This is a genomic window from Klebsiella sp. GL120222-02 (assembly GCF_003097195.1).
GTDB classification, from domain to species: domain Bacteria; phylum Pseudomonadota; class Gammaproteobacteria; order Enterobacterales; family Enterobacteriaceae; genus Klebsiella; species Klebsiella variicola.
On the sequence record NZ_QEQO01000001.1, the window covers coordinates 645,925 to 668,359 of the forward strand.

Annotated in this window: 25 protein-coding genes; 20 read left to right on the top strand and 5 right to left on the bottom strand. The window is 55.6% G+C overall.

Going from position 1 to position 22,435, the window contains the following annotated elements; all coding sequences use genetic code 11:
• The first annotated feature begins 2 nt into the window (after nucleotides 1-2).
• The 3 genes from N438_RS03195 to N438_RS03205 all read left to right on the top strand — a co-directional run bounded on the left by N438_RS03195 (nucleotide 3) and on the right by N438_RS03205 (nucleotide 3,002).
• Nucleotides 3-758, top strand: a complete 756-nt coding sequence (locus N438_RS03195) for a CbtA family protein (RefSeq protein WP_016161021.1) — start codon at nucleotides 3-5, stop codon at nucleotides 756-758.
• A gap of 4 nt (nucleotides 759-762) precedes the next feature.
• A complete protein-coding gene (locus N438_RS03200; RefSeq protein ID WP_023340136.1) occupies nucleotides 763-1,350 on the top strand; it encodes a histidine phosphatase family protein in 588 nt (195 codons plus the stop codon).
• Between the two features lie 182 nt (nucleotides 1,351-1,532).
• Complete coding sequence (locus N438_RS03205) at nucleotides 1,533-3,002, top strand: alpha/beta hydrolase (RefSeq protein WP_047666566.1); 1,470 nt, start codon at nucleotides 1,533-1,535, stop codon at nucleotides 3,000-3,002.
• A 52-nt stretch (nucleotides 3,003-3,054) separates the two neighbouring features.
• Here N438_RS03205 and N438_RS03210 read toward each other — a convergent pair whose 3' ends face one another.
• Both N438_RS03210 and N438_RS03215 read right to left on the bottom strand, forming a co-directional pair.
• The gene (locus tag N438_RS03210; protein WP_016161020.1) at nucleotides 3,055-3,930 is read right to left on the bottom strand and encodes an NAD(P)-dependent oxidoreductase; all 876 of its coding nucleotides are present in this window, start codon (nucleotides 3,928-3,930) and stop codon (nucleotides 3,055-3,057) included.
• A 112-nt stretch (nucleotides 3,931-4,042) separates the two neighbouring features.
• Complete coding sequence (locus N438_RS03215) at nucleotides 4,043-4,927, bottom strand: LysR family transcriptional regulator (protein WP_116696074.1); 885 nt, start codon at nucleotides 4,925-4,927, stop codon at nucleotides 4,043-4,045.
• 111 nt (nucleotides 4,928-5,038) lie between these two features.
• Between N438_RS03215 and N438_RS03220 the strand changes: the two genes are divergently transcribed.
• Nucleotides 5,039-5,782: a sulfite exporter TauE/SafE family protein gene (locus tag N438_RS03220; protein WP_012541734.1), complete on the top strand. Its 744-nt coding sequence runs from the start codon at nucleotides 5,039-5,041 to the stop codon at nucleotides 5,780-5,782.
• Nucleotides 5,783-5,787: 5 nt separating this feature from the next.
• On the opposite strand, the gene N438_RS03225 is transcribed toward N438_RS03220, so the two are convergent.
• Nucleotides 5,788-6,486 carry a GntR family transcriptional regulator gene (locus N438_RS03225; RefSeq protein WP_032738855.1) on the bottom strand — a complete coding sequence of 233 codons (699 nt, stop codon included), beginning with the start codon at nucleotides 6,484-6,486 and terminating at the stop codon, nucleotides 5,788-5,790.
• Between the two features lie 255 nt (nucleotides 6,487-6,741).
• On the opposite strand from N438_RS03225, the gene N438_RS03230 reads away from it, so the two are divergent.
• The 7 genes from N438_RS03230 (at nucleotide 6,742) to N438_RS03260 (ending at nucleotide 14,184) form a co-directional block, all read left to right on the top strand.
• A complete protein-coding gene (locus tag N438_RS03230) occupies nucleotides 6,742-8,280 on the top strand; it encodes a PTS transporter subunit EIIC (RefSeq protein WP_016161017.1) in 1,539 nt (512 codons plus the stop codon).
• A gap of 11 nt (nucleotides 8,281-8,291) precedes the next feature.
• Nucleotides 8,292-9,620, top strand: coding sequence for a 6-phospho-alpha-glucosidase (locus N438_RS03235; RefSeq protein WP_116696075.1), 1,329 nt, complete (start codon nucleotides 8,292-8,294; stop codon nucleotides 9,618-9,620).
• Between the two features lie 731 nt (nucleotides 9,621-10,351).
• Nucleotides 10,352-11,797, top strand: coding sequence for a sugar porter family MFS transporter (locus tag N438_RS03240; protein WP_012968234.1), 1,446 nt, complete (start codon nucleotides 10,352-10,354; stop codon nucleotides 11,795-11,797).
• Nucleotides 11,787-12,230: a PTS sugar transporter subunit IIA gene (locus N438_RS03245; RefSeq protein ID WP_008804904.1), complete on the top strand. Its 444-nt coding sequence runs from the start codon at nucleotides 11,787-11,789 to the stop codon at nucleotides 12,228-12,230. Before N438_RS03240 ends, N438_RS03245 begins: the two co-directional genes overlap by 11 nt.
• Nucleotides 12,231-12,658: 428 nt before the next feature.
• On the top strand, nucleotides 12,659-12,898 hold the full coding sequence (locus tag N438_RS03255; RefSeq protein ID WP_012541738.1) for a hypothetical protein: 240 nt from the start codon (nucleotides 12,659-12,661) through the stop codon (nucleotides 12,896-12,898).
• A 24-nt stretch (nucleotides 12,899-12,922) separates the two neighbouring features.
• The gene (locus N438_RS27755; RefSeq protein WP_012541739.1) at nucleotides 12,923-13,063 is read left to right on the top strand and encodes a hypothetical protein; all 141 of its coding nucleotides are present in this window, start codon (nucleotides 12,923-12,925) and stop codon (nucleotides 13,061-13,063) included.
• Between the two features lie 194 nt (nucleotides 13,064-13,257).
• Nucleotides 13,258-14,184, top strand: a complete 927-nt coding sequence (locus N438_RS03260; protein WP_116696076.1) for an alpha/beta hydrolase-fold protein — start codon at nucleotides 13,258-13,260, stop codon at nucleotides 14,182-14,184.
• A gap of 33 nt (nucleotides 14,185-14,217) precedes the next feature.
• Here N438_RS03260 and N438_RS03265 read toward each other — a convergent pair whose 3' ends face one another.
• Nucleotides 14,218-15,873: an EAL domain-containing protein gene (locus N438_RS03265; RefSeq protein WP_008804907.1), complete on the bottom strand. Its 1,656-nt coding sequence runs from the start codon at nucleotides 15,871-15,873 to the stop codon at nucleotides 14,218-14,220.
• Between the two features lie 296 nt (nucleotides 15,874-16,169).
• On the opposite strand from N438_RS03265, the gene N438_RS03270 reads away from it, so the two are divergent.
• The 7 genes from N438_RS03270 to N438_RS03300 all read left to right on the top strand — a co-directional run bounded on the left by N438_RS03270 (nucleotide 16,170) and on the right by N438_RS03300 (nucleotide 20,196).
• A complete protein-coding gene (locus N438_RS03270; RefSeq protein ID WP_008804908.1) occupies nucleotides 16,170-16,418 on the top strand; it encodes a hypothetical protein in 249 nt (82 codons plus the stop codon).
• A 310-nt stretch (nucleotides 16,419-16,728) separates the two neighbouring features.
• On the top strand, nucleotides 16,729-16,947 hold the full coding sequence (locus N438_RS03275; protein ID WP_002904808.1) for a ParD-like family protein: 219 nt from the start codon (nucleotides 16,729-16,731) through the stop codon (nucleotides 16,945-16,947).
• Nucleotides 16,928-17,710, top strand: a complete 783-nt coding sequence (gene map, locus N438_RS03280) for a type I methionyl aminopeptidase (RefSeq protein ID WP_116696077.1) — start codon at nucleotides 16,928-16,930, stop codon at nucleotides 17,708-17,710. The genes N438_RS03275 and map overlap by 20 nt, the downstream gene beginning before the upstream one ends.
• Nucleotides 17,711-17,978: 268 nt before the next feature.
• Nucleotides 17,979-19,094 (top strand): serine hydrolase domain-containing protein, encoded by a 1,116-nt coding sequence (locus N438_RS03285; protein ID WP_047666563.1) that lies wholly within the window; start codon nucleotides 17,979-17,981, stop codon nucleotides 19,092-19,094.
• A complete protein-coding gene (locus N438_RS03290; RefSeq protein WP_116696078.1) occupies nucleotides 19,081-19,425 on the top strand; it encodes a hypothetical protein in 345 nt (114 codons plus the stop codon). Before N438_RS03285 ends, N438_RS03290 begins: the two co-directional genes overlap by 14 nt.
• Before the next feature lie 28 nt (nucleotides 19,426-19,453).
• The gene (locus tag N438_RS03295) at nucleotides 19,454-19,987 is read left to right on the top strand and encodes a hypothetical protein (RefSeq protein WP_004205916.1); all 534 of its coding nucleotides are present in this window, start codon (nucleotides 19,454-19,456) and stop codon (nucleotides 19,985-19,987) included.
• Nucleotides 19,988-19,989: 2 nt separating this feature from the next.
• On the top strand, nucleotides 19,990-20,196 hold the full coding sequence (locus tag N438_RS03300) for a helix-turn-helix transcriptional regulator (protein ID WP_004205917.1): 207 nt from the start codon (nucleotides 19,990-19,992) through the stop codon (nucleotides 20,194-20,196).
• Nucleotides 20,197-20,355: 159 nt separating this feature from the next.
• On the opposite strand, the gene N438_RS03305 is transcribed toward N438_RS03300, so the two are convergent.
• The gene (locus N438_RS03305) at nucleotides 20,356-20,643 is read right to left on the bottom strand and encodes a type 1 fimbrial protein (protein WP_008804913.1); all 288 of its coding nucleotides are present in this window, start codon (nucleotides 20,641-20,643) and stop codon (nucleotides 20,356-20,358) included.
• A 445-nt stretch (nucleotides 20,644-21,088) separates the two neighbouring features.
• On the opposite strand from N438_RS03305, the gene N438_RS03310 reads away from it, so the two are divergent.
• Nucleotides 21,089-21,652, top strand: a complete 564-nt coding sequence (locus tag N438_RS03310; protein WP_008804914.1) for a fimbrial protein — start codon at nucleotides 21,089-21,091, stop codon at nucleotides 21,650-21,652.
• Nucleotides 21,653-21,729: 77 nt separating this feature from the next.
• A complete protein-coding gene (locus tag N438_RS03315; RefSeq protein WP_008804915.1) occupies nucleotides 21,730-22,425 on the top strand; it encodes a molecular chaperone in 696 nt (231 codons plus the stop codon).
• Nucleotides 22,426-22,435: the final 10 nt, after the last annotated feature.

Below are 22,435 nucleotides of genomic sequence, written 5' to 3' on the forward strand. Positions count from 1 at the left end.
ACATGATTGGGAAACTATTATTCAAGGGGATGATAGCAGGCATTCTGGCTGGACTGGTGGCATTTGCCTTTGCACACCATTTCGGCGAGCCGCAGGTCGATCGCGCTATCGGGATTGAAGAAAGTCTGGCCGCTCATTCACACCAACACAGCGCGTCGGCTGACGGCGGTGAAGAAGAGGTGTTTAGCCGTCAAACCCAGTCCGGGATCGGGCTAATGGCCGGCATGGTGCTGTTCGGCGCAGCGCTGGGCGGCGGTCTGGCGCTGAGTTGGGCCTTTAGCTATCAGCGCTTCGGACCATCGAACCCGCGTCTGTTAGCGTTAGGCCTGGCGCTGGTCGGCTTTCTGGTCATGAGCCTGATGCCTGGTCTTAAATACCCACCCAATCCGCCCGCGGTCGGTAACCCGGAGACCATCGGCTATCGTACCGAACTGTACTTCGTCATGATGTTGCTTTCCATCGGCATCGTCATCGCGGCCGCGTGGTTATCACATCAGCTAATACCGCGCCTCGGTAGAGGAAATGCGATGATGTGGGCAACGCTGTTCGCGGTGGCGCTGATGCTCGTGGTTTGTGCCCTGATGCCGACAGTGAACGAAGTGCCCGAACACTTCCCGGCGGACCTGCTATGGCGTTTCCGTATCAGCTCCTTCGGCACGCACCTGGTGCTCTGGAGCGTTATCGGTGTGGCGTTCGGTGCCTTAGCCGAACGCACGCCGGCGACAGGTGTGCAGCGCCCAGCCTTCCGCCGCGGTTAACATCATGAGAGCGTCGCTAACGTTGATTTGTCAGGGAGAAACGGCAGCGTCCCGAGGTTCACATTTCCCCTGTGATGACCCTCTGGAGGCGCGGGAATGGCAGCGGGCGCGTCAGTTACAAAGCCGTGTCGCCCGTTGTCACCGCGTCTGGATCTCCCCGGAGACCGCCGCCCGACAAACTGCCGCAGCGCTCTCTTTACAGGGTACCCCGGTGATGGAGCTGGCGGAACCCGACTACGGCATCTGGGCCGGTCGGCCAGTACGTGAGGTGATGACGCAAGACGCCGACGCTTTCCTGGCCTGGCTGGAGGGCGATCCGCCGCCGGGCGGAGAGTCACGTGCTCAGTTGCTGGCGCGCTGCGGCCGTTGGCTGGCAAAACACGTCGATATTCCAGGCCGACACGGTGTAATTGCCTCGGCCTCCACTATCCGTGCCATGATCCTCAACGTTCTCGGCGCCCCACTTCACTCATTTGCACGTATCGACGTTCACCCGCTCAGCATCACCGAGTTGCGCAGTGACGGACGGCGCTGGAATTTTTGTTTATTAAGAGATGACATAAAGGGCGAATGTTCGACGCTGTCCCGCTGAAGCCGTCAGCCAGTAAGCGCCTTTGGCCATTGATGGATCCCTCCACTGGTCTTGCATCGCTAAACCCAATGCCATAGAACCGCTCAGCGCGCTTCACGCCCCGTCCTGCGTAAAAAAGTAAATCTCCCTGACCATGTTTATTTATACTCAGAAAACATGTCATTAAGAAAGGAAGCTACGCGTTGAAATGGGTAACCTGGTTAAAACGTATCGTGTTGTCCCTGCTGCTGTTGATCGTTGGCGCTCTGGGACTACGCCTTTATGACATTCAGCGCGGACCCGAGCTGCAGCTCTGGCATACCTGGGTTCCGCATGAGATGGACGCGGATGAAATCGACAATGCTGACTGGAACGATTACATCAACAAAGAGAATGCGCTCTTCAGTGAGGTAAAACGCCAGGTTACCGATAAGCTGGACGCTGAGCAGCAAACCGAACTGAATCGTTACTATAGTCACAGCCCCATCTATCCGGACTCGTTTCCAACCAACTGGAATCGGTCATATATCATGATGCCGGATGGCAAACCGAAAGGCGCCGTGGTGTTGCTACATGGTCTGACAGATACCCCCTACAGCCTGCGGCATATTGCAGAAAATTACCGGCAACAGGGTTATGTCGCCATCGGTATCAGATTACCGGGCCATGGGACGGTTCCCGCCGGGCTGACCGATGTGGACTGGCAGGACTGGCTTGCCGCCACGCGCCTTGCGGTGAGAGAAGCGAAACGACTGACGGGTAATGATGTGCCCCTGCATATCGTCGGATTTTCCAACGGCGGCGCGCTGGCAATGAAATATTCGCTGGACGCGCTGGATAATGCCGAACTGGCAAAACCCCAGCGGGTGATCCTGATTTCTCCGATGATCGGTATTACCAGCTTCGCGCGTTTTTCCGGCCTCGCTGGCTGGCCCGCGTTTCTTCCCGCCTTCTCGAAAGCCGCATGGTTAAACATCATGCCCGAGTTTAATCCGTTCAAATATAACTCGTTCCCGACGAACGCCGCCCGGCAGTCCTTCCTGCTGACCAAAGCGCTGCAAAAGCAGATAGTGACTGACTCGAGAAATCACAGACTTAACAGCTTACCGCCGGTATTGACCTTTCAGTCCGTTGTGGATTCAACGGTCAGTACGCGGGCGATCGTGACGGCGCTGTATAACCGTTTGCCGGAAAATGGCAGTGAAATTGTCCTCTTCGATTTGAATCATGCCGTCAGGTTTAATTCATTATTACGCCGGACGTCTTACACCGCGCTGGCGCGGTTGCTGCCCGCGCCGCCACGCGCTTATCAGACCACGATCATCACTAACTCGAATTCAGCCAGTACCGATATGGAAATCCGCACAACACCTGCCGGGAAAACAGACACCACAGTGGAAAAGCTGCAGGGAATGCGCTACCTGCCGGACGTATACTCCCTTTCTCATGTCGCGCTCCCCTTCCCGTTAAGCGATTCGCTGTACGGGCGCTATCCCCATCCGCTGAATCAATATGGGATCAGCCTCGGCACGTTTGCTGCTCGCGGCGAGCGTTCGGTGCTGGTTGTGGGTCTGGACTCGCTGATGCGTCAGTCTTCCAATCCGTTCTTTCCCTATATGATCAAGCGCATTGACGAAGGGATCGACACTCGCCCGGCTCTCTCCGGGAAATAACTCTTCTCTGGATAAGTGGCCACCACGGCCACTTTTTCCTGAGGATGCGGTACTACGCTTTCGCCGACGTCGACAGCCACTGATATACCGCTGACAAATCCTCTCCGGCATATCCCGCGTCCGCCGCCTGCTGCCACAGTTCGGCAATGTTATCCAGCCCCGGCATGGTGTGCGGCTCGGCCAGGGATAGCGCCAGCCGGGCATCTTTCAGCGCATGCGCCAGTTGCATCTGCGGCGCGAATTGCTCGCTGGCGATGGCGTCCAGTTTGACTTTGACATACGGTGCGGCCAGCGGGCCGCCTTCCAGAGCGCTCCAGAGCTGGTCGGGGGTAAAGCCCAGCGTCTTCGCCAGCCGGGCGCTTTCCGCGATGCCCTGCATCATCGAAATCAGCCAGGCATTGAGGACCAGCTTCATTTTCTGGCTGTTGCCGGCCTCGCCAAACCACTGCGTCCCGCGGGAGATAGCCGCAAACACCTGTTCGGCAGCGGCACACTTTTCACGATCTCCGCTGGCGAGCACCAGGATCTGCGCCTTCTCCGCCGGGGCTTTGGTCCCTGAAACCGGGGCATCGACGAAGGTCATCGCCGGCTGAAGCGCCCGCAGCAAGGCGATAGCCTCCTGCGTCTCCGGCAGGCCGATGGTGCCCATCTGGCAATAGATCGCCTGCGGCTGACAGGCAGGCGCTATTTGCGCCAGTACCTCGAGGGTAGCCTGACCGTCGGCGAGCATACTGATGATCACCTCGGCATCAGCGACCGCTTGCTGCGGCGTGGTATGCAGGGATAATCCCTGCGCCTGTAAATCTTCGCCGCGTGCTGGCGAACGGTTCCAGCCCGCGACGGTAAAGCCCTTCTTCAGCAGATTGCTGGCAAAAGCATGTCCCATGGCGCCGAGTCCCAGCACCGCGACCTTTGGTAATGTACTCATCTTGTCTGTCCTGATTCGCGTGTTAATAAATGTCGGACGTCTACTATCGCATCTCTGACACGGATGTCAGTAGCAATAACCGCCATAAAAAGTGACGCTGTCACTCATGGTCTCACGGCTGTCGGAGCCACGCCAGCAAACGGCGCATCGCTGGCGTCAGCCGGGCATCATCCTGATAACACAGACACAGGCGGCGCTGTGCCCAGCGATCCTGCAGCGCGATGACGGCAAACCGGTAGCGCTGCTGGTAGCGTTCGGCAATGACGCGGGGCAGGATCGCCCCGCCGGCGCCGTGAGCCACCATCTCGCAAAGCCCTTCAAAATGGCTCATCCGGACCCGGACGTTTAGCCCCTGGCCGAGCCCGGCGGCATGTTGTTCAATATGCTGCTGCAGTGCGCTGGTCTGGTAGAGGGCGACCAGCGGCTCGTTGATGACCGCCGCAAACGCCACTTCATTCGCGCCGGCCAGAGGGTGAGTCGGCGGCACAATCAGCACCAGGGGATCATCGGCGACAGGATCCAGATGCAGCGGCCCGGGGTCGACCGCATCGGACACCACTCCAGCCTGCGCCACACCCGCCAGAATGCTGCTGACGATATCCGCGCTGGTGCGCTCTTCGGTGTCGATTTGCACCGCCGGATGCGCTGCCATCCAGGCGGCGAGCTTGCCCGGCAGAAAAGCCGACATCGCCGAGGTGTTGGCGAACAGCCGCAGCGTCCCCTGCTGACCGCGGGCGAAGGCGCTCATCGCCTGGCGCAGACGCTGCTGCTGCGCAAGAAGCGGGCGTGCATGGCGCGCCAGTACCTCCCCGGCCTCAGTCAGCGTCACGCCGCGAGCATGACGCTGCAACAGGGGAACACCGACCTCTGCCTCCAGCTTGCGCACTCTTTCGCTGGCGGAGGCCAGGGCGAGATGGACCATGGCGGCCCCACCGGTAATACTGCCGCTATCCACGATGGCGATAAACAGTCGCAGATCGGCCAGATCCATCCGCATCACACCCTCCCCACCCTTCGGTTTTCCCGTAGTCTTAGGGCAACATACCGCATTGTGGCTTTAGCGACCAGTGGTTTCAATGTCCCTTTCTATCCTGAAAAGTGAGCCATGATGTTCGATCTCCACATCTTTTATTTACTGCTGATCTTTATCGCCGCCGGACTGGTCAAAGGGGTGACCGGCATGGGATTACCCACCGTGGCGATGGGCCTGCTTGGTCTGCTGATGCCGCCGCAGGCCGCAGCGGCGCTGCTGGTACTTCCCTCGCTGTTAACCAATCTCTGGCAGTTGCTGGCTGGCCCCGCGCTGGCGCAGATTGTGCGCCGCCTCTGGCTTATGATGACCGGGATTATTATGGGAACGCTGGCGGGGTCGTCACTGCTGATCAGCCTCAATCCTCGGTGCTCAGCGCTGGCGCTTGGCACCGTGTTGATAGCCTATGCCGGGTATGCGCTCTGTGGCCCGGCGTTGCAGGTTTCCGCCCGCGTGGAGAAGTGGCTGTCGCCGCTCATGGGCGGTCTGACCGGCGTTATCACCGGGGCGACCGGGGTATTTGTTATTCCGGCCGTTCCCTGGCTGCAGACGCTGGGCTTTCGTCGAGACGAACTGGTGCAGGCTCTGGGGTTGTCGTTTACCCTCTCCACCCTGGCGATGGCGGCCGGCCTCTCCCTGCACGATGGCTGGCATGCTGATTCGCTGCTGCTGTCGGGGCTGGCGCTGTTGCCCGCGCTACTCGGCATGTGGCTGGGACAGTGGATCCGCTCGCGTCTCAGCCCGCGACGCTTTCGTCAGGGCTTTCTGCTGTTCCTGCTGGCGCTGGGAATGGAGCTGATCGCCAGGGGATGGCTGACCTGAATCCGCTAGCGGCGGGTAATGTGCTTCACGTTGTACTTACTGGTGTTCTGGTAGATCTCTGAGAAATCGACGATCGCCCGGTTTTGCGCATAACTCACCGACTGCACCCGCAGCAGGAGGCTGTTTGGCGCCACCTGCAGCAGCTCGGCCTGCTCGCGGGTCGCCAGCACCGGCGTATAGCTGCGGTGGCTCTCGATGATGGTGATATGACACTCTTTTTTGAAATAGTTGAATTTAGACTGCTCGAGGTTACCCACGCTGAGCCAGGGAAAGGTGGCGAATGGAATATAGCTGTTTTCCACGAGGATCGGGACCTCATCAATCAGCCGCAGCCGCCTGACGTAGTAAACTTTTTCCCCCGGCTGGATCTTTAACTGCTGGGCGATGGCCGGAGGAGCATCAAGCAGCGTGAATTCAATGACTTTGTTACGGTAGTTGGTGACGCCTACCACCTGCATCTGGTAGTTAAAGCCCTCCAGTTCTCCCCCGTGATAGTTACTTTTACGCACGATGCAGGTTCCGCTGCCGTGCCGCCGCGCGATCAGCTTTTCCTCCTCCAGTAGCGCCAGCGCTTTGCGCAGCGTCATCACCGAGACCTGCAGCTCCGCAGCGAGCGCTTTTTCGCTGGGCAGCATATCGCCGACGGCATAGTCGTCGCTGTTGATGCGGGTCCTCAGTTCAATGGCAATCTTTTTATAAATCACTTTTAGATGTCTCGCTAAGGTGGCGCTCGTCAAACAAATAAGCGAATAACTTAATGTAAATAAAAGATTATTTTTAAATTTCAGCGAAAATTTCAACACTAACTCATCTATAAATCTCGCCATATTTATATATCTGTCCAGCAACAATATATATGACTTTCATCACAGATGGCCCTTTTCCTGCTCGGGATCCTGGTGGTCTGCTCCTAGTCTGATAAGCCTATTCATCAGGTCTGCGAAGACGAGAGGACAACCATGATTGGCGTGAAAAAGCTTCAGGACTTTTCCAAAGCAATGATCGGGCCGGTGCTATATCTGCCGGCTATCGGCCTGTTGATCGCCCTGTTCAGCATGACCACCAACCGGCTGTGGGTGGATGAAAGCAGCGCGCTCTACCTGTTGGGGAAATTCGTCTCCAGCATGCTCTGGGCGCTGATGAACCATCTCGGGTTTCTGTTCTGCCTTGGGCTGGCCAGCGGCCTGGCGAAAACCCGCAAAGCCGAAGCGGCCTTCGTGGCGGCGATGACCTGGCTGGTGTATCTGGCGGCGAACAATAGCTGGCTGACCCTGACCCATCGCCTGGCGTCCGGTGCCACCAACGCGCAACTGTACGGCAGTGGACAAACCTTTATCTTTGGTTTTCAGGTCATTGATATGGGCGTGTTCCTTGGGATTATCCTTGGCTGCGCCGTCGCCTTTGTCCACAACCGCGTGGTCGGCATTGAGTTTCGCGGCGCGCTGTCGATCTACGGCAACAGTAAGCTGGTGCTGATCGTGATGCTGCCGCTGGTTGGCCTGTTCGCCATCGCCACCGTCTATCTCTGGCCGGTGGTTGAGCTGGGCATTTCGGCGCTGACCGGCTTTATGAAATCCTTTGGCGCCATCGGGGTCTTCCTGTACGGTTTTCTCAACCGGTTCCTGATCCCGACCGGGTTGCATCATCTTATCTGGTCGCCGTTTGTCTTTACCTCGATCGGCGGACAGCTGCTGATTGATGGTCAAACGGTTATTGGCGCCAAGCCCATTTTCCTTGCCGAAATCGCCCGTCATCCCATCGGGGCGCTGAGTGATTCCGCCCGGTTTTTAACCTACGGGATGGTGAAGATCTTCGGCACCGCCGGCATGGCGCTCGCCTTCTACCGTACGGCGAAACCGGAGAATAAGCAGCGGCTTAAAGTCACGCTGATCCCCTTAATTGTGACCTCCGTTCTGGTGGGGATCACCGAACCTTTTGAGTTTCTCTTTATCTTCACCGCCCCGCTGCTGTGGCTTATCTACTCCCTGCTGGACGGTTTGTTCCAGATGCTGGCCTGGCTGCTTCACGTGCGGGTCTGCGCCACCAACGGTCTTATCGATTTTGTCGTCTATAACCTCCCTGCCGGCGCCAGCGTGACGCGCTGGCCGGTATTTGTCGCCCTCGGCCTGCTGGAGACCGCCACCATGTACCTGGTCGGCACCTTCTGTATTACCCGTCTGCGGATGCTCACCCCTGGCCGTGAAGCGGCTGCCGATGCGGAGCCTTCCGAGCAGACGGGCCAGGCAAGCGAGATTGCCGATAAAGGTACGCTGGTGATTGCGGGACTGGGCGGAAAAGAGAATGTCTGCGTAGTGGAAAACTGTTTTACCCGTCTGCGGGTCGATGTGCGCGACCCCGCCCTCATCCAGCAGTCGCTGTTGAAAGAGAGCGGCGGGAGCAGCGTGCTGATTAAAGGCAACCATGTCCAGGTGATCTATGGCCTGGGGGTTAACAAAATTCGAACGGCGGTCAACGCCAGTCTGGGTGTTACTGAATAACGAGGTGGTAAATGAAAGATAACTTTGTGGTCACGATTGCCGGCGGCGGCAGTACTTATACCCCTGGGATTGTGATGATGTTGCTGGAAAATATGTCGCGCTTTCCCCTGCGGGAGATCCGTCTGTACGACAACCATCACCAGCGTCAGAAAACGATCGGCGACGCCTGCGCTATTCTGGTGGCAGAACGCTTCCCGCAGGTGAAGTTCAGCTATACCACCGATCCGCAGGCGGCCTTCACTGACGTCGATTTTGTGATGGCGCATATTCGCGTCGGTCTGTATGAAATGCGGGAAAAGGATGAAAAGATCCCGTTAAAATATGGCGTGCCGGGACAGGAGACCTGCGGTCCGGGTGGGATTGCCTACGGCATGCGCTCCATTGCCGGGGTGCTGGAGCTGGTCGATTATATGCAGCAATACGCTCCGAACGCCTGGATGCTCAACTATTCCAATCCGGCGGCCATCGTCGCGGAAGCCACCCGTCGCCTGCGACCCGACGCGCGCATCATCAACATCTGCGATATGCCGGTGGCTATCGAGGGGCTGTTTGCCGACATCCTCGGCCTGCCGTCGCGCAAGGCGCTGAACGTCCGCTACTATGGCCTGAACCATTTCGGCTGGTGGACCCGTATCACCGATAAAGCCGGTAACGATCTGATGCCGGCGCTGAAGCGTCACGTGGCGGAACAGGGATACAGCAGTCCAAAAGAAGATTTTCAGCATAAAGCGCCAAGCTGGATCGAAACCTTTAAAAAGGTGAAGGATGTGTTTGCCCTCGATCCGTCGACACTGCCTAACACCTATCTGAAATACTACCTCTATCCTGACTATGAGGTGGCGCACGCCGATCCAGACTTTACGCGGGCGAACGAGGTGATGGCCGGACGTGAAAAAGAGGTCTTCGATATGGCCCGGGAGATTACCCGTCGGGGCACGGCGGAAGGCGCGCATTTTCATGCCGGGGCCCATGCCACCTTTATCGTCGACCTCGCCTGCGCCATCTCTTTTAACACCCAGGAGCGGATGCTGTTGATCGTTGAGAACAACGGGGCGATCGCCAACTTTGATGAGACGGCGATGGTGGAAGTCCCCTGCCTGGTGGGCGTCAATGGCCCGGAGCCGCTGGCGATGGGGAAAATCCCGTCGTTCCAGAAAGGGTTGATGGAGCAGCAGGTGGCGGTCGAAAAGCTGGTGGTTGACGCCTGGGTTGAGGGTAGTTACCAGAAACTGTGGCAGGCCATTACGCTATCGAAAACGGTGCCCAGCGCCGCGGTGGCGAAAGCCATCCTCGATGAACTGATCGTCGCCAACGAAGGCTACTGGCCCGCACTGCACTGATCTTTTTCGTGATGGGTAAAATGCAGAGGATCCCCCTTCTCTGCATTTTTACCCAGCGTTCCCGCCGGCCACACATTCATCCTATAACCTCCCCCACGGGCTTTCTTCCCCTCCAGACCGTTGCCAGAAGGCCGCCATCCTCGTTTTACCCTGATCACAGTAATGAAATATAAATTCTATTCCAGGATATTATGGCGTAAAAATGTGATCTGCGTTGTATTCTTTGATTTACATTAACCTACTGAAAACAACATCATTATTACCGGCCTGTAAATTTAACCTGGTTTTCATGGGGATATGCTCCCTCCATCCTTTGTGATTGGCTTCATGCATTTACCATTCTGCAACACCAATTTGAAATTAAATTTTCATAATGTGATCTTGTAGCATGCTCATTCCATTTCTTTGTGCCATATTCTTATCACGATAAATCGCCGCAACGACAGCAACGTGCCACACCAGGGCGCTGTCCACCGGCAGACGTCGGCGCTGCCGACGCACTGAAGACCGCTAACCCGAAAAGGAGAACGGATATCGACTACATCCATATCAACACCAAGCCGTAAACCTCTTTGACCGCCATTGCTGAGCGTACCCTGCCATGTGCTGAGCAATTACACAAAGAAGAAAAATCATTTAGTTCAGTTAGATACGACAACACAGGCGTAATAAATCCTGACTGGGGAGATGTATTTTTATCTTGTGTCGTTCAATAAAATAAAGGGACTACCATGTCATTTATAACAAACCTGAACCAGCAACAGAGAAAACGACTTCATCAGATCACCTTAGTGGCCACCTTCGGCGGCCTGCTTTTCGGTTACGACACCGGCGTTATCAACGGCGCCTTTTCCTCACTGAAGCAGTACATGGCGCTGACCCCGACTACCGAAGGGCTGGTGATGAGCGTCCTGCTGATCGGCGCCGCGCTGGGCAGCGTGTTTGGCGGCAAGTTTGCCGACTTCTTCGGCCGGCGCAAATATTTACTCTTCCTCTCTTTTATTTTTCTTATCGGCGCCCTGCTTTCCGCCGCAGCTCCCGATATCACCACCCTGCTGATTGCCCGCGCCCTGCTGGGCTACGCCGTCGGCGGCGCGTCGGTCACTGCCCCCACTTTTATTTCGGAAGTGGCGCCTACCGAGATGCGCGGTAAGCTGACCGGCCTGAATGAAGTCGCCATCGTCATTGGCCAGTTGGCGGCGTTTGCCATCAACGCGATCATTGGCATCATCTGGGGCCATCTGCCGGACGTCTGGCGCTATATGCTGCTGGTACAGGCCATTCCCGCTGTCTGCCTGTTTGTTGGCATGTGGCGCGCGCCGGAAAGCCCGCGCTGGCTGATCAGCAAAAATCGCCACGAGGAAGCGCTGCATATTCTCAAACAGATCCGCCCGGCGGAACGCGCGCAGAAGGAGTATGACGACATCTCCACCCTGATCAAAATTGAAGCCGGCAATAAGTACAGCGCTCAGGGCACCTTCACGACTATCCTCAAAACGCCATGGATCCTCAAAATTTTGCTGGTCGGTATTACCTGGGCCGCGTTGCAGCAAACTACTGGGGTTAACGTCATTATGTACTACGGCACGGAAATTCTGAGTGCCGCCGGCTTCTCAGAACGTACCTCGCTGATCTGTAACGTGCTGAATGGTGTCTTCTCCGTCGGCGGTATGCTGATTGGCGTGCTGTTCCTTGTCGACCGTTTCAAACGTAAGACGATCATTATCTACGGCTTTGCCATTATGGCCACGCTGCACCTGATTATCGCCGCTGTCGATTACACCATGGTGGGCGATCTGAAAGCCACCGCCATCTGGCTGCTGGGCGCGCTGTTCGTCGGTGTGATGCAGGGTTCCATGGGCTTTATTACCTGGGTGGTATTAGCTGAGCTGTTCCCGTTGAAATTCCGCGGGCTGTCGATGGGGATCTCGGTATTTTTCATGTGGATCATGAACGCGGTGGTCAGCTACCTGTTCCCGCTGCTGCAGGCGAAACTGGGCCTTGGGCCGGTCTTCTTCATCTTCGCAGCCATCAACTACTTAGCGATTCTGTTCGTGGTCTTCGCCCTACCGGAGACCTCCAATAAATCGCTCGAGCAGTTAGAAGAAGAGCTGTCAGCGAATCATGAGGGTAAAAAATCTACGCGTCTCACCAGGGAGGTTGGCTATGATCGATAACATCACGCTGGATAATCTGCATATCGGCTGCAAGGCCAGTAATAAAGCGGAAGTGATCGCTATGATTGGCGCGGAGTGTAAAGCCAAAGGATATGTGAATCAGGAGTGCGTTCACTTTCTGCTGGAGCGTGAACATCAGGTTTCCACTTTTTTGGGGAATGGCATCACCTTGCCACATTTGCCGAAATCCGCGACGGATATCATTCTCAAAACCGGCATTGAGATCTTTCAGTTCCCTGATGGCGTTATCTGGGATCGCAGCAACGTGATGTTTATTGCCATCGGCGTCATCGCGAAAGAAAAAGAGCATATTGATGTGCTCAAAGAAATTGCCTCGATATTTAGCGATGAACTGATCGCTAACGCGCTGTCATTAATTTCAGACAAAAATGACTTCCTGAAAATTCTGCAACATAATGCCTTGCCTCATTAGGTATGACGCCAGCCGGAGCCTTGGCTCCGGCTGTTTCAGACCACTCCCGCAAGCGGCCAGCGGTGAATAGTGAATAGGTTTTAATTTAGCTGGTGATAGAGCCACATAAAATAATAACAATGGCAATTAATGTCATTTTCTTAAATTGATTAATGAGAATATTTCACCGCACCAAGAAATTAAAAAACGCTATCAAAACAGTTAGTTTTGTGTGTTTATTCGCTTATCCCCTCTCCTTTCCATTGCCATGCTGCGATCGCTGCATGCCAGTGATTACTGCGCTATTCCATTAATTTTGATTTATATCAATACCTCGTCGGGCATTAAACTGCATTTTACAGCGCGATTATTTTGGCAAGGTGTATACGACATTGGTTTTACGACTTGGATATTTCTTTAGCCGTCCCTCAAGCCTGTGGGGATGGTTGATGTGTAACGCGCTTAACGGCATCGCGATTGTGCTTTGCTTTCGCGCGATAAGCATCGTGACGGGCTTTAGCGAAGTGGTCTGGCAGGTCATCATTACGCTGGCTATTATTATATCAACCTGGTACAGCGCTAATTATTTCGCTGCGCTGGAAGCTCGACGCGATAAACGACGCTTTATGCTGCTGGCCTGGGTGGTCATCACCATTCTGTTAAATTTCATTCACCTTGGCGGTGGTTAACGCTGTTAATGCAAGGATCATCTCATGACGCTGGCGATGCTGTGGGTGCTTATCAGTCATCATAAAGGGCTGACGCTGTTACTGATCGTGGTTATTGCGCTGGTGCTTATTGCGCTCATCCCGCTGGTAAAAAGGCTGTTGCGTAGCATCAACGGCGATCCCTGACCGTGTCCTGATGGCCGCCGACAGGCGGCCATGTATCCTGCGTTTTCGCTTCGCCCCCCCCCCCCACCAGCCCCGTCCGGTATCCCACGCAGATCCAAAGCGCACAAAAGAAATGAGAACCATTATCAAACAAGCTGTGTTACCGTGTCAGCCCAACAAAATGACAGCTCAAAGAATACAGGGGGTTAGACAAGGTGAAGCGGAATTCAGGGAGCATCCGGGCGCGCGGGCTGCTGACGCTGGCGGTTGGCGTGCTCTTCTACAGTAGCGGTAGCACCGCCCGACCGGATCTTCAGCCGCTGGGGCCAAACATCGCCGATAAAGGGTCAGCGTACTATCATTTTACGCAACGTCAGTATGACTCCGCCGATGGCGAACGCCACTACCGGGTGTGGACTGCCGTGCCGGACAAAGCCCCGCCCGCCGCCGGCTATCCTGTGCTGTATATGCTGGATGGTAACGCGGTGATGGATAAGCTTAACGACGCCCTTCTGCAGCAGCTCTCCGCCGGCTCCCCGCCGGTGATCGTCGCTATCGGTTACCAGACAACGCTGCCCTTCGATACCGCCGCCCGGGCCTGGGATTACACTCCTCCGCTAAAGGCCTTCAAACCGCAAGTCGGGAAACCCGCGCTGCCGCCGCGAAAAACCGGAGGTAATGACCTGTTTCGTCAGTTGCTGACCGAAACAATGGTGCCGCAAACGGAAGCTAACCTGAAAATAGATCCCCACCAGCGCGCGATCTGGGGCCACTCCTACGGCGGGCTGTTTGTGCTCGACGCGTGGCGGAAGACCTCGCTGTTTCACCTCTATTATTCGGCCAGCCCGTCGCTGGGCCAGGCGCAGGAATCTCCGCTGAAGGGCAGCGAAGCTTTAAGCGCCACCGCCTTCATCGGGAAATCGCTGTATCTGCTGGAAGGTGATGGCAAAGCTGCCCGGGAACCCACCGGCCACGTGACCTCCCTGAGTCTGTTGCGGCACACTCAGCAGCAGCTGGCCGACAAAGGCCTGACGGTGGCTTTCTGGCGCTACCCTGGTATGACGCACGGTCAGATGTTTGACGTCTCGCTGCAGTCGGCTCTGCTGCATCTTTCCGGGCAGGCTCCGCTGGCGCATCAGTAATGACGCAGCGCCCACCCGCAGCCGGTGGGCGTATCAGGACGACGGAGGCAGGTGTTTAATATCCACCGGCTCGCCGAACAGAAAGCCTTGCATCTCGTCACACCCCTCCTCTTCGAGGATCTGCAGTTGCCCGGCGGTTTCCACCCCCTCGGCGATAAGCGGCGTATTAATTGAATTTCCCAGCGAAATGATGGCCCGCACGAATGAGCGGACCTGGGGATTACTCTCCACATCAAGCATAAAACTTCGGTCGAGTTTAATCACGTCGAAATGGAAATCGCGCAGCATGCTCAGGGAGGAGTAGCCGGTACCGAAGTCATCGAGTGCGATGCTGATCCCCATTTTTTGCAGATGATGCAGGACGCTAAAGGCCAGCTGCTTATTGATGATGAACGCCGTCTCCGTCACTTCAAACTCAAGCAGGCTGACCGGATAGGCGGTACGCATCAGGATCTCGCGGACTTTTTCGATAAAGCTGCGGTGACGCAACTGCACCGGCGAGATATTGACCGAAACTTTTCTGTTGAGACCCTTTTCCAGCGATTCGTTACACACCTGCTCGAGCACCCAGTAACCTAAGGGCACGATGGCGCCGCTCTCTTCGGCGATGGGAATAAACACGTCAGGCGGGATCGGCCCCAGCTGCGGATGCTGCCAGCGCAGCAGCGCCTCGTAACCGGTGATCCGGCGATCTTTGATGTTGCGGATAGCCTGATAGTGGAGCGAAAATTCTCCTGCGTGAATACCGCGCCGGATGTCGGCGGCCATCATATTGCGCTGCCGCGTCTTGTCATCCATTTCACGTTCGTACCAGCAAATCTTATGGTCGAGACTGCTCTTTGCCCGATACATGGCCAGATCGGAATTGCTCAGTACCGTGTTAATATCCGTACCGTCCTCCGGGTAGACCGAGATGCCAATGCTGGCGGAGAGAACCACTTCCGTCGCGGCAAACGTCTGCTTACCGCTGAAGCAGTGCCAGAGGCGCGCAGCAAAGGCATCCACTTCACCCTCATCGGCAAAAGGTTTAACGGCCACAAACTCATCGCCGCCAAAGCGCGCGACCATCTCCTCCTTCTGCAGCGTTTTCAGCACGGCGCCTGCCACACGCTGCAGCAGCTGGTCACCAATCAGATGGCCCTGCAGGTCATTAATCTCTTTAAACTTGTCTAAATCGATGGTGAAAATGGCAAAGCGGCGGGCATCATTACCGGTGATCAGCTTTTCCACCCGCTCAAAGAACTCCACCCGGTTAGGTAAACCAGTCAGCGCATCGTAGCGCGCCATCCATGCGATGCGGTCATTAATCGCTTTTTGTTCACTGATATCGCGGGTGATTTTGGCAAAACCCAGCAGGGTGTTCTGCTCATCGCGGATGGTATCGATCATGACATGCGCCCAGAATCGGGAGCCGTCTTTGCGGTAACGCCAGCCTTCCCCTTCGAACTGCCCGCTACGCAGGGCGATTTCCAGGTTTTTCGCGGGTACACCGGAGAGTTGCTCAGCTTCGCTATAGAAGAGACCGAAGTAGCAACCGATGATCTCGTCGCTCAGGTACCCTTTTGCCCGGCGGGCACCTTCGTTCCAGCTGATGACCGTACCGTCAGTGCTCAGCATGTATATGGCATAATCTTTAACACTTTCAATAAAGTGACGATAGGCGATATCCGTCAGGTGATCGTTACTCATGGTACAGCGCTCTCTGTGGCTCGGTCGTGGCAAAACGCACTAGATATAGCAGAACAACGCCCATGATGAATACAAGGTTAAGACGTTTTGTTGCCGCCTTTCTGGCCCTGGCAACCGCAGATAGCGCGCCAGACAGCTCTGTTAAGCGTAGTGGAATCCACTGCGCCGGGTAATGACAATCTGACGATTTTTGCACTTAGGTCGCCCACTAATAGTTACTTTTATTGATTAAAAAGTTTGATTGAAAGAATAAATAAAAGGAGTAATGTTAATAATACTTTCTATGGAGGTTAAATATGTTGCGTGATTATTTAAAAGTGGAAAAAGAAGACCAGCTTGTTGAACAACAGAGCCGTCATGACAATAGCCAGCATTATTCTGCGGTGACTGAATGGGTTATTTTGAGTAAAGATGGTCAGCGTAAAGGTCGGGTATCCCTGTTCGACCGTTTCACCACCCGCCGCTCCTGGAGCGACAGCTTTCGCATTACGCAGTTCGATAATGCGGGTAAAGTGGTGGTGGATAAACTCACTGACGCGCTGTAACTCCCCCGGATTCCCGGCCTGACGGGAGAATATTCATACGCAAAATTAACACCTGCATTAAATATATTGATGCGCCGCGCTTCGCCGCCGTCATGTTATTTTCATTCTGCATACCGATAATCTAATGGGTATTTTCGCCATGGTGAATGGCGCGAATGATTAACCCGAAAAAAATGCTGAAAATAAGCCCGCTGGTCGGGCTTTTTTGCGTGGGCCTCTCGCCTCCCCCCCGGTCACGACACAAAATGCCCATGACATCCCGTGCCGGTCTGTATACGATGCATATACGAATCATATATGGACTGTCTCTATGGGAATCGTCAAAATCTCCGATCTATTGCACGATGATATTCGTGATGCCAGCAAAGCTATGTCCCGCTCCGTCAATGCCCAGGCGGAATACTGGATCCGTCTGGGCATGATGAGCGAGCTCTACCCCGAGCTTAACCACCAGCAGATCAAACTGCTGATGCTGAAATCCGGCTCTGACCGTCTGCTGGAGGTAATCAATGCCATCAATAATCATTAAAACCGCCGATGAACTCGCACGTCAGCGCCATGCCGGCCAGCTGCTGGCGTCGGTGTTTGATATGCTGGATACCTTTATCGTTCCCGGCGTAACGACGATGGCGATTAACGATCGAGTGGAAGATTTTATCGTCAACCAACTGCATGCCCGCCCGGCCAGCAAGGGGCAATACGATTTTCCCTATGTGTTGAACACCTCCATTAACGATGTGGTGTGCCACGGGATCCCCAAAGCGACCGAACATCTGCGCGCCGGGATGATTGTTAACGTCGATATCACCCTGGAGAAAGCGGGCATGATTGTCGACTCCAGCAAGATGTACCTGATAGGCGATGTCTCCCCGCTGGCCCGCCGGCTGGTAAAGACCACCTATGAAGCGATGTGGAAAGGCATTGAGGTGGTGAAACCTGGCGCGACGCTGGGCGATATTGGTCACGCTATTCAGCGCTGGGTCGAGGACCATGGCTACAGCGTGGTCAGAGAATATTGCGGTCACGGCGTCGGCCAGGAAATGCATGAGGAACCGCAGGTGCTGCATTACGGCCGCCCCGGGGAAGGCGCCGTGTTGCGCGAAGGAATGGTGTTCACCATTGAGCCGATGGTGAACCAGGGCGACAGCCGCATCAAAACCAAAAAAGATGGCTGGACTGTCGTCACCCGCGATAAAAAACTCTCCGCGCAATGGGAGCACACCGTGGCCGTCACCGCCAACGGATTTGAGGTGCTGACGCTACGCGACGACGAGCAGTCGCGGATCCGCTAAGTTTTCTTCTCCCGGTATACCGGCATAGCCGACATTTCTCGCTGGCGAGTACCTCCCTTCGTCAGCGCACTTTATCCCCAGGCCTCTATTGCCCCCCGCGTTCTCCACACCGCGCCGGGAGTGTCTGCTTTACTCCTCATAAAGTTAATCATAAAACGATAAAAATTTATTGTAAAACGATAAACACCAGGCTAACCTGCGCTCACTTTAACACCAGGGAGAAGCGGTATTCCCTCACCTGGATGTCGTACCGCGTTAAGGAGAAAACATGCGCTGGAACCGCTATCGCCGGGACAGACAGATCATTGCCGCCGTGCTGGTTTTTACCGTCATCGTGGCGGCGGGGATCGCCCTGCAGCCCGGCTTTCATCCCCCCAGCTCCCGGACGACGGGGGATAAACAGCTGGTCTCGATATTAACGCCCCTGCTTCATGGTGCCCGCGGACAGGTCGCCGCAGCGCTGATTACGCCTCAGGGGGTGCGCTACGGTCTGTGGGGGAGCGAGTATACGACACAGTATGAGATCGCCAGCCTGAGCAAAACCATGACCGCCAGCCTGCTGCTGGAGGCTATTCGCCGCGGCGAAGTCACCGCGCAGACGCCGGTGTCGGCGCTGGTCCCGGAGATTGTCAGCCCGGTGCGGGATGTTACCCTGGAGCAACTGGTTTCTCACCGTTCAGGACTGCCACCGCTCACCGCGTCGGTTGGGCAGCGGCTGGCTATTCTGAGCGATATTGCCCGGCGGCAGAATCCCTGGCGCTACGATCGACCCGCGCTGATCGCGATGATGAACCAGGCCACCCTGCAGCCGACGAAATGGTTTGATTATTCCAACGCCGGGTTTGCCCTGCTCGGACTGGCGCTGGAGCGGGCGTCCCATCGCGATTTTGCCACACTGATGGCGCAACGGGTCTTTGCCCCCACCGGAATGCAGGGCGCGGAAGTGGCCCGGCACAATACTCCAGCCTCGCCGACGTTTACCATGGGCTGGTCAGCCTCTGGTTTCCCTCAGCAGCCATGGGTGATGGACGCCTTCGTCCCCGCCGGCGGCGTCCGCGCCACGATTGTCGATATGGCGAAATATGCCCAGGCGCTGCTGGCAGCAAACCTGGCGGGCAGTGAAGGTATGCGCCCCCTGTTCGCCACCGATGATCCCGATTCCCGGGTGGGTTATGCCTGGTTCACTACCCGCGTCCGCGGACGGGAGATCGTCTGGCATGACGGGCAGAGTGGCGGCTTTGCGGCAATGATGGCCTTCGACCGACAGCGACAGACCGCGGTAGTGATCCTCTCCGATACCGCCTGGCCGGTGATCGGACCTGCCATCAAGCTCTTACTGGCTGCCACCCCTGATGAACAGGAGGCGCGTAATGAACGGAATTGACATCCTCTGGGCGCTGTTAACGCTGTTGTCGGTGATCCTGTTTATTTCCGGCGACTGGCTGGCGCAGCGAAAAATACGCCTGCTCAATTATGTTTTGCTGGCGACCGGGGTTATTTATCTCGCCGAGGTTTTCCAGACCCTGCAGAATCTCGGCAAAATGGGCTACCTGTTTCGGATGCTGACCTGGACCATCCAGGCGTCGTTCATCACCCTCAGCCTCTACCGCGTCTGGGCCCGTCCGTGGTTTGCCAGCCGTCGTCGCGGCGTCCGGGCGATGAGCGTTGTCTTCGCCGTGGCCCTTATGTCATGCTTGGCGCGGCTGGTGCTTTAATTATTCTCATCAATCAGGAAGGTAAATTGTGAAGCAATCCAGAACCCGGCTGAGTCTGGCTATTATTAGCGGCATACTGCCCCTCTTTTTTATGCTCGCCCTGATCGTGCCGCTGTGGATTTTCTTTACCGGCGAACGATATTTTCTTTCCACCCTGCTGCACTTTGCTGAAGTGCCGTTAACCGACAACCCGGCCCAGGCGCCGGGGATGGCGAGACGTTTGCTGCTGCTGGCCCTGCTGTATCTTCCGGCCGGGCTGTTCGCGTTCGCTATCTGGCAGGGCATGAAGGTAACCCGTAGCGTCCGCCAGCGCAGCGTGCTCAGCCTCTCCCTGGCGCACAGCGTTCGTTACATCGCTCTGGCCATGGTGGGCATGGGGATCCTGTTGCCGGTGTGCCGCTTTCTGATCCCGCTGCTCGCCTGGTGGCCGCAGCCTTATTATCAGGTGGTGTTTCTGCTCAGCGACGGGGTGCTGCTTCTGACAGGAAGCTTGCTGTTTGTGACATTTCACGCCATGCTCCACGGGATCCGTGCTGAAGAAGAGAATAAGGAGTTTATTTAACGATGGCTGTGGTGGTGAATCTGGACAAACTGCTGGTGGAAAAAAAGATGACGTCCAGGGCGCTGGCGGCCTTTGTAGGCATTACCGAACAGAACCTGTCGCTGCTCAAGTCGGGAAAAGTCAAAGGCATCCGTTTTGATACCCTGTCCCGCATCTGCGAGGCGCTGGAATGTCAGCCCGGTGATATCCTCGCCTGGGAACCCGACTGAGGCGATACTCTGCTGTCGGACGACGGCAAGGATTGTTTTCATGAAATGTACTCTACGTGCGCGTCACCCCAGTAGTCACTGCTGACGCGCGCTGAAACCGCCCACCGCGTTACCCTTTACGTCCTGCATCCGCTTACCCTTCACCGCGTTTTTCTTACCTTAGCGATAGCGAATAATGACATCCGCTTCACTGTGCTGTGCATTTCGCCAGTGGAGACTGACCTCACCGCGATCATCCGGCATGGCATAGCGAGGGGGGTTGTCTGTCAAGGCGACCTGTTCCGGTGAACGGTGCTGGCACGAAACATCGATACGATTGCGCTGCGGCGCGATAAGACAGGCCGGATTGATGACACGTCCCGAAAAATGAACCTGACCGGAGAGCGCAGCAGACGACGCCAGCGGTGCCAGACACAGACATATTAGAGCGAGACGGAGCGGAGACATAGCAATCTTCCTTGATGCCGAGTGACACTGCGCGGCACAGAATCGTTCTGTGCCATCCAACCTGCGGCTTCCTGCCGCGATCTTCACGCTACGGCAAAATAGCGGCAGCGTAAACGATTATTCTGCCCTCTCCGGTCAACTGCCGGGAATAACAGCAACTTTTTGCCAGAACTTTGCCAAAACAGGCGTCCCCGGGAAATAATACATTCTGTATATAGAACCCAATTACAATATTAAATGAGATTATACTTACACCAAAAAATAAAGATTGTTACAGCTTAACACACCTTATCCATGGGCCTTTACGACGTTCTCCGTATAATCCCGCCCCCGACGGCAAGATACATTAGTGATGCTTACCGTTTTTTGTAAACAGAAATAAAAAACATGCTTTAAAAATGTTAAACGATTTAATTAACTTGTGATTATTTAATAAGGTTTGAGTATGAAAGAAAAAGGCACCCTGCTGGTTGTGGGTTCACTGCTGGCCTTCAGTCTGGCTACTGTGATCCCCGCCCGCGCGGCGGGCACACTGAATTTCACCGGTAAAATTATTAACGAGTCGTGCCAGATCGCCAACAACGGTGGCGATGTGAATGTCGATTTTGGCAACGTCGATATGTCGGCGCTGAAATCACATGAAGCGAAAACCGCAGAAACACCGTTTACCATCAACCTGACCGGCTGCCCGCTGGCGCAGAATATCAGCATTAGCCTGGAGGGTACCCCGGACACCAATGCTAACGGCACCAGCGCCGCCGTGCTGGCGCTCTCCGATGCCGCGGATACCGCCAAAGGGGTGGGCATTGAAGTCTTCTCTTCCCCTGACGGCTCAACGGAAGGCACTCAGTTGACCTTTGACAAACAGAGCAAAACGGCGGTTTCGCAAGCCGACGAAAACGGTGATATTGCCTTTAATTTTATTGCCGATCTGAAGAGCGATTCCTCCCTGGATGTCACCGCCGGCAATATTAATGCCACGGCCAATATTGATATTGTATATGAATAGAATGTGCTGATTGCCGCTTTTACCGAGGGCAGCATCCCCTGCCCTTATTTTCATTCCTCGTGACCGGATCCTCAATTATGCAGTGTTATAAAATGGCTTTTTTCCTGAGCCTTCTCTTTTGTCCGCTCCTGGCGTCTGCTGCCGGGGTTGCCATTGCCGGCACGCGTGTCATTTATAATGAACAAAGTCATGAGGCCGACATCACGGTAAAAAACACCAATCCTCACGATCCGGTACTTATTCAGAGCTGGGTAGACGATCTGGCTGATAATAATAAATCACCGTTTATCGTCACCCCGCCATTGTTCCGTCTGGATGCCGGAGACAGCAACGATTTGCGCGTGTTATTAACCTCGGCGCAACTGCCAAACGATCGGGAAAGTTTGTTCACCCTGAATATCAAAGTGATTCCTGCCAATACCGCGCCGGCTGGCGAGAACATTCTGCAATTTGCTATTAAGAATCAACTTAAGCTCATTTATCGCCCGGCAGGACTCCCGGGCTCGGCGCTCGACGCGGCGCAGCACCTGCGCTGGCACGTCAGTGGCAACCACCTGCAGGCGGAGAATGCCTCCCCCTATTATGTGACTATCACCACGCTCACCTGCGCGGGCCAGAACCAGAAAACACCGCTTGAGCACAGCGTGATTGCCCCTCACAGCCGTGAAGAGTACGCCCTGCCCGGCGAGGCCTGCACCCGCCAGGTGAGCTGGCGCATTTTGGATGATTTTGGCGCTGTGCAGACGTTTAGCGCTCCCGTTTCGGCGCACTAAAAGCCTGATG

Bases quoted from the DNA above. Each gene is read 5' to 3' on its own strand.
- N438_RS03240 (WP_012968234.1), top strand. From the start codon at position 10,352: ATGTCATTTATAACAAACCTGAACCAGCAACAGAGAAAACGACTTCAT.
- N438_RS03315 (WP_008804915.1), top strand. From the start codon at position 21,730: ATGCAGTGTTATAAAATGGCTTTTTTCCTGAGCCTTCTCTTTTGTCCG.
- N438_RS03210 (WP_016161020.1), bottom strand. From the start codon at position 3,930: ATGAGTACATTACCAAAGGTCGCGGTGCTGGGACTCGGCGCCATGGGA.
- N438_RS03300 (WP_004205917.1), top strand. From the start codon at position 19,990: ATGGCTGTGGTGGTGAATCTGGACAAACTGCTGGTGGAAAAAAAGATG.
- N438_RS03195 (WP_016161021.1), top strand. From the start codon at position 3: ATGATTGGGAAACTATTATTCAAGGGGATGATAGCAGGCATTCTGGCT.
- N438_RS03245 (WP_008804904.1), top strand. From the start codon at position 11,787: ATGATCGATAACATCACGCTGGATAATCTGCATATCGGCTGCAAGGCC.
- N438_RS27755 (WP_012541739.1), top strand. From the start codon at position 12,923: ATGACGCTGGCGATGCTGTGGGTGCTTATCAGTCATCATAAAGGGCTG.
- N438_RS03275 (WP_002904808.1), top strand. From the start codon at position 16,729: ATGGGAATCGTCAAAATCTCCGATCTATTGCACGATGATATTCGTGAT.
- map (WP_116696077.1), top strand. From the start codon at position 16,928: ATGCCATCAATAATCATTAAAACCGCCGATGAACTCGCACGTCAGCGC.
- N438_RS03305 (WP_008804913.1), bottom strand. From the start codon at position 20,643: ATGTCTCCGCTCCGTCTCGCTCTAATATGTCTGTGTCTGGCACCGCTG.
- N438_RS03270 (WP_008804908.1), top strand. From the start codon at position 16,170: ATGTTGCGTGATTATTTAAAAGTGGAAAAAGAAGACCAGCTTGTTGAA.
- N438_RS03200 (WP_023340136.1), top strand. From the start codon at position 763: ATGAGAGCGTCGCTAACGTTGATTTGTCAGGGAGAAACGGCAGCGTCC.
- N438_RS03230 (WP_016161017.1), top strand. From the start codon at position 6,742: ATGATTGGCGTGAAAAAGCTTCAGGACTTTTCCAAAGCAATGATCGGG.
- N438_RS03265 (WP_008804907.1), bottom strand. From the start codon at position 15,873: ATGAGTAACGATCACCTGACGGATATCGCCTATCGTCACTTTATTGAA.
- N438_RS03220 (WP_012541734.1), top strand. From the start codon at position 5,039: ATGTTCGATCTCCACATCTTTTATTTACTGCTGATCTTTATCGCCGCC.
- N438_RS03255 (WP_012541738.1), top strand. From the start codon at position 12,659: ATGTGTAACGCGCTTAACGGCATCGCGATTGTGCTTTGCTTTCGCGCG.
- N438_RS03235 (WP_116696075.1), top strand. From the start codon at position 8,292: ATGAAAGATAACTTTGTGGTCACGATTGCCGGCGGCGGCAGTACTTAT.
- N438_RS03215 (WP_116696074.1), bottom strand. From the start codon at position 4,927: ATGCGGATGGATCTGGCCGATCTGCGACTGTTTATCGCCATCGTGGAT.
- N438_RS03310 (WP_008804914.1), top strand. From the start codon at position 21,089: ATGAAAGAAAAAGGCACCCTGCTGGTTGTGGGTTCACTGCTGGCCTTC.
- N438_RS03285 (WP_047666563.1), top strand. From the start codon at position 17,979: ATGCGCTGGAACCGCTATCGCCGGGACAGACAGATCATTGCCGCCGTG.
- N438_RS03290 (WP_116696078.1), top strand. From the start codon at position 19,081: ATGAACGGAATTGACATCCTCTGGGCGCTGTTAACGCTGTTGTCGGTG.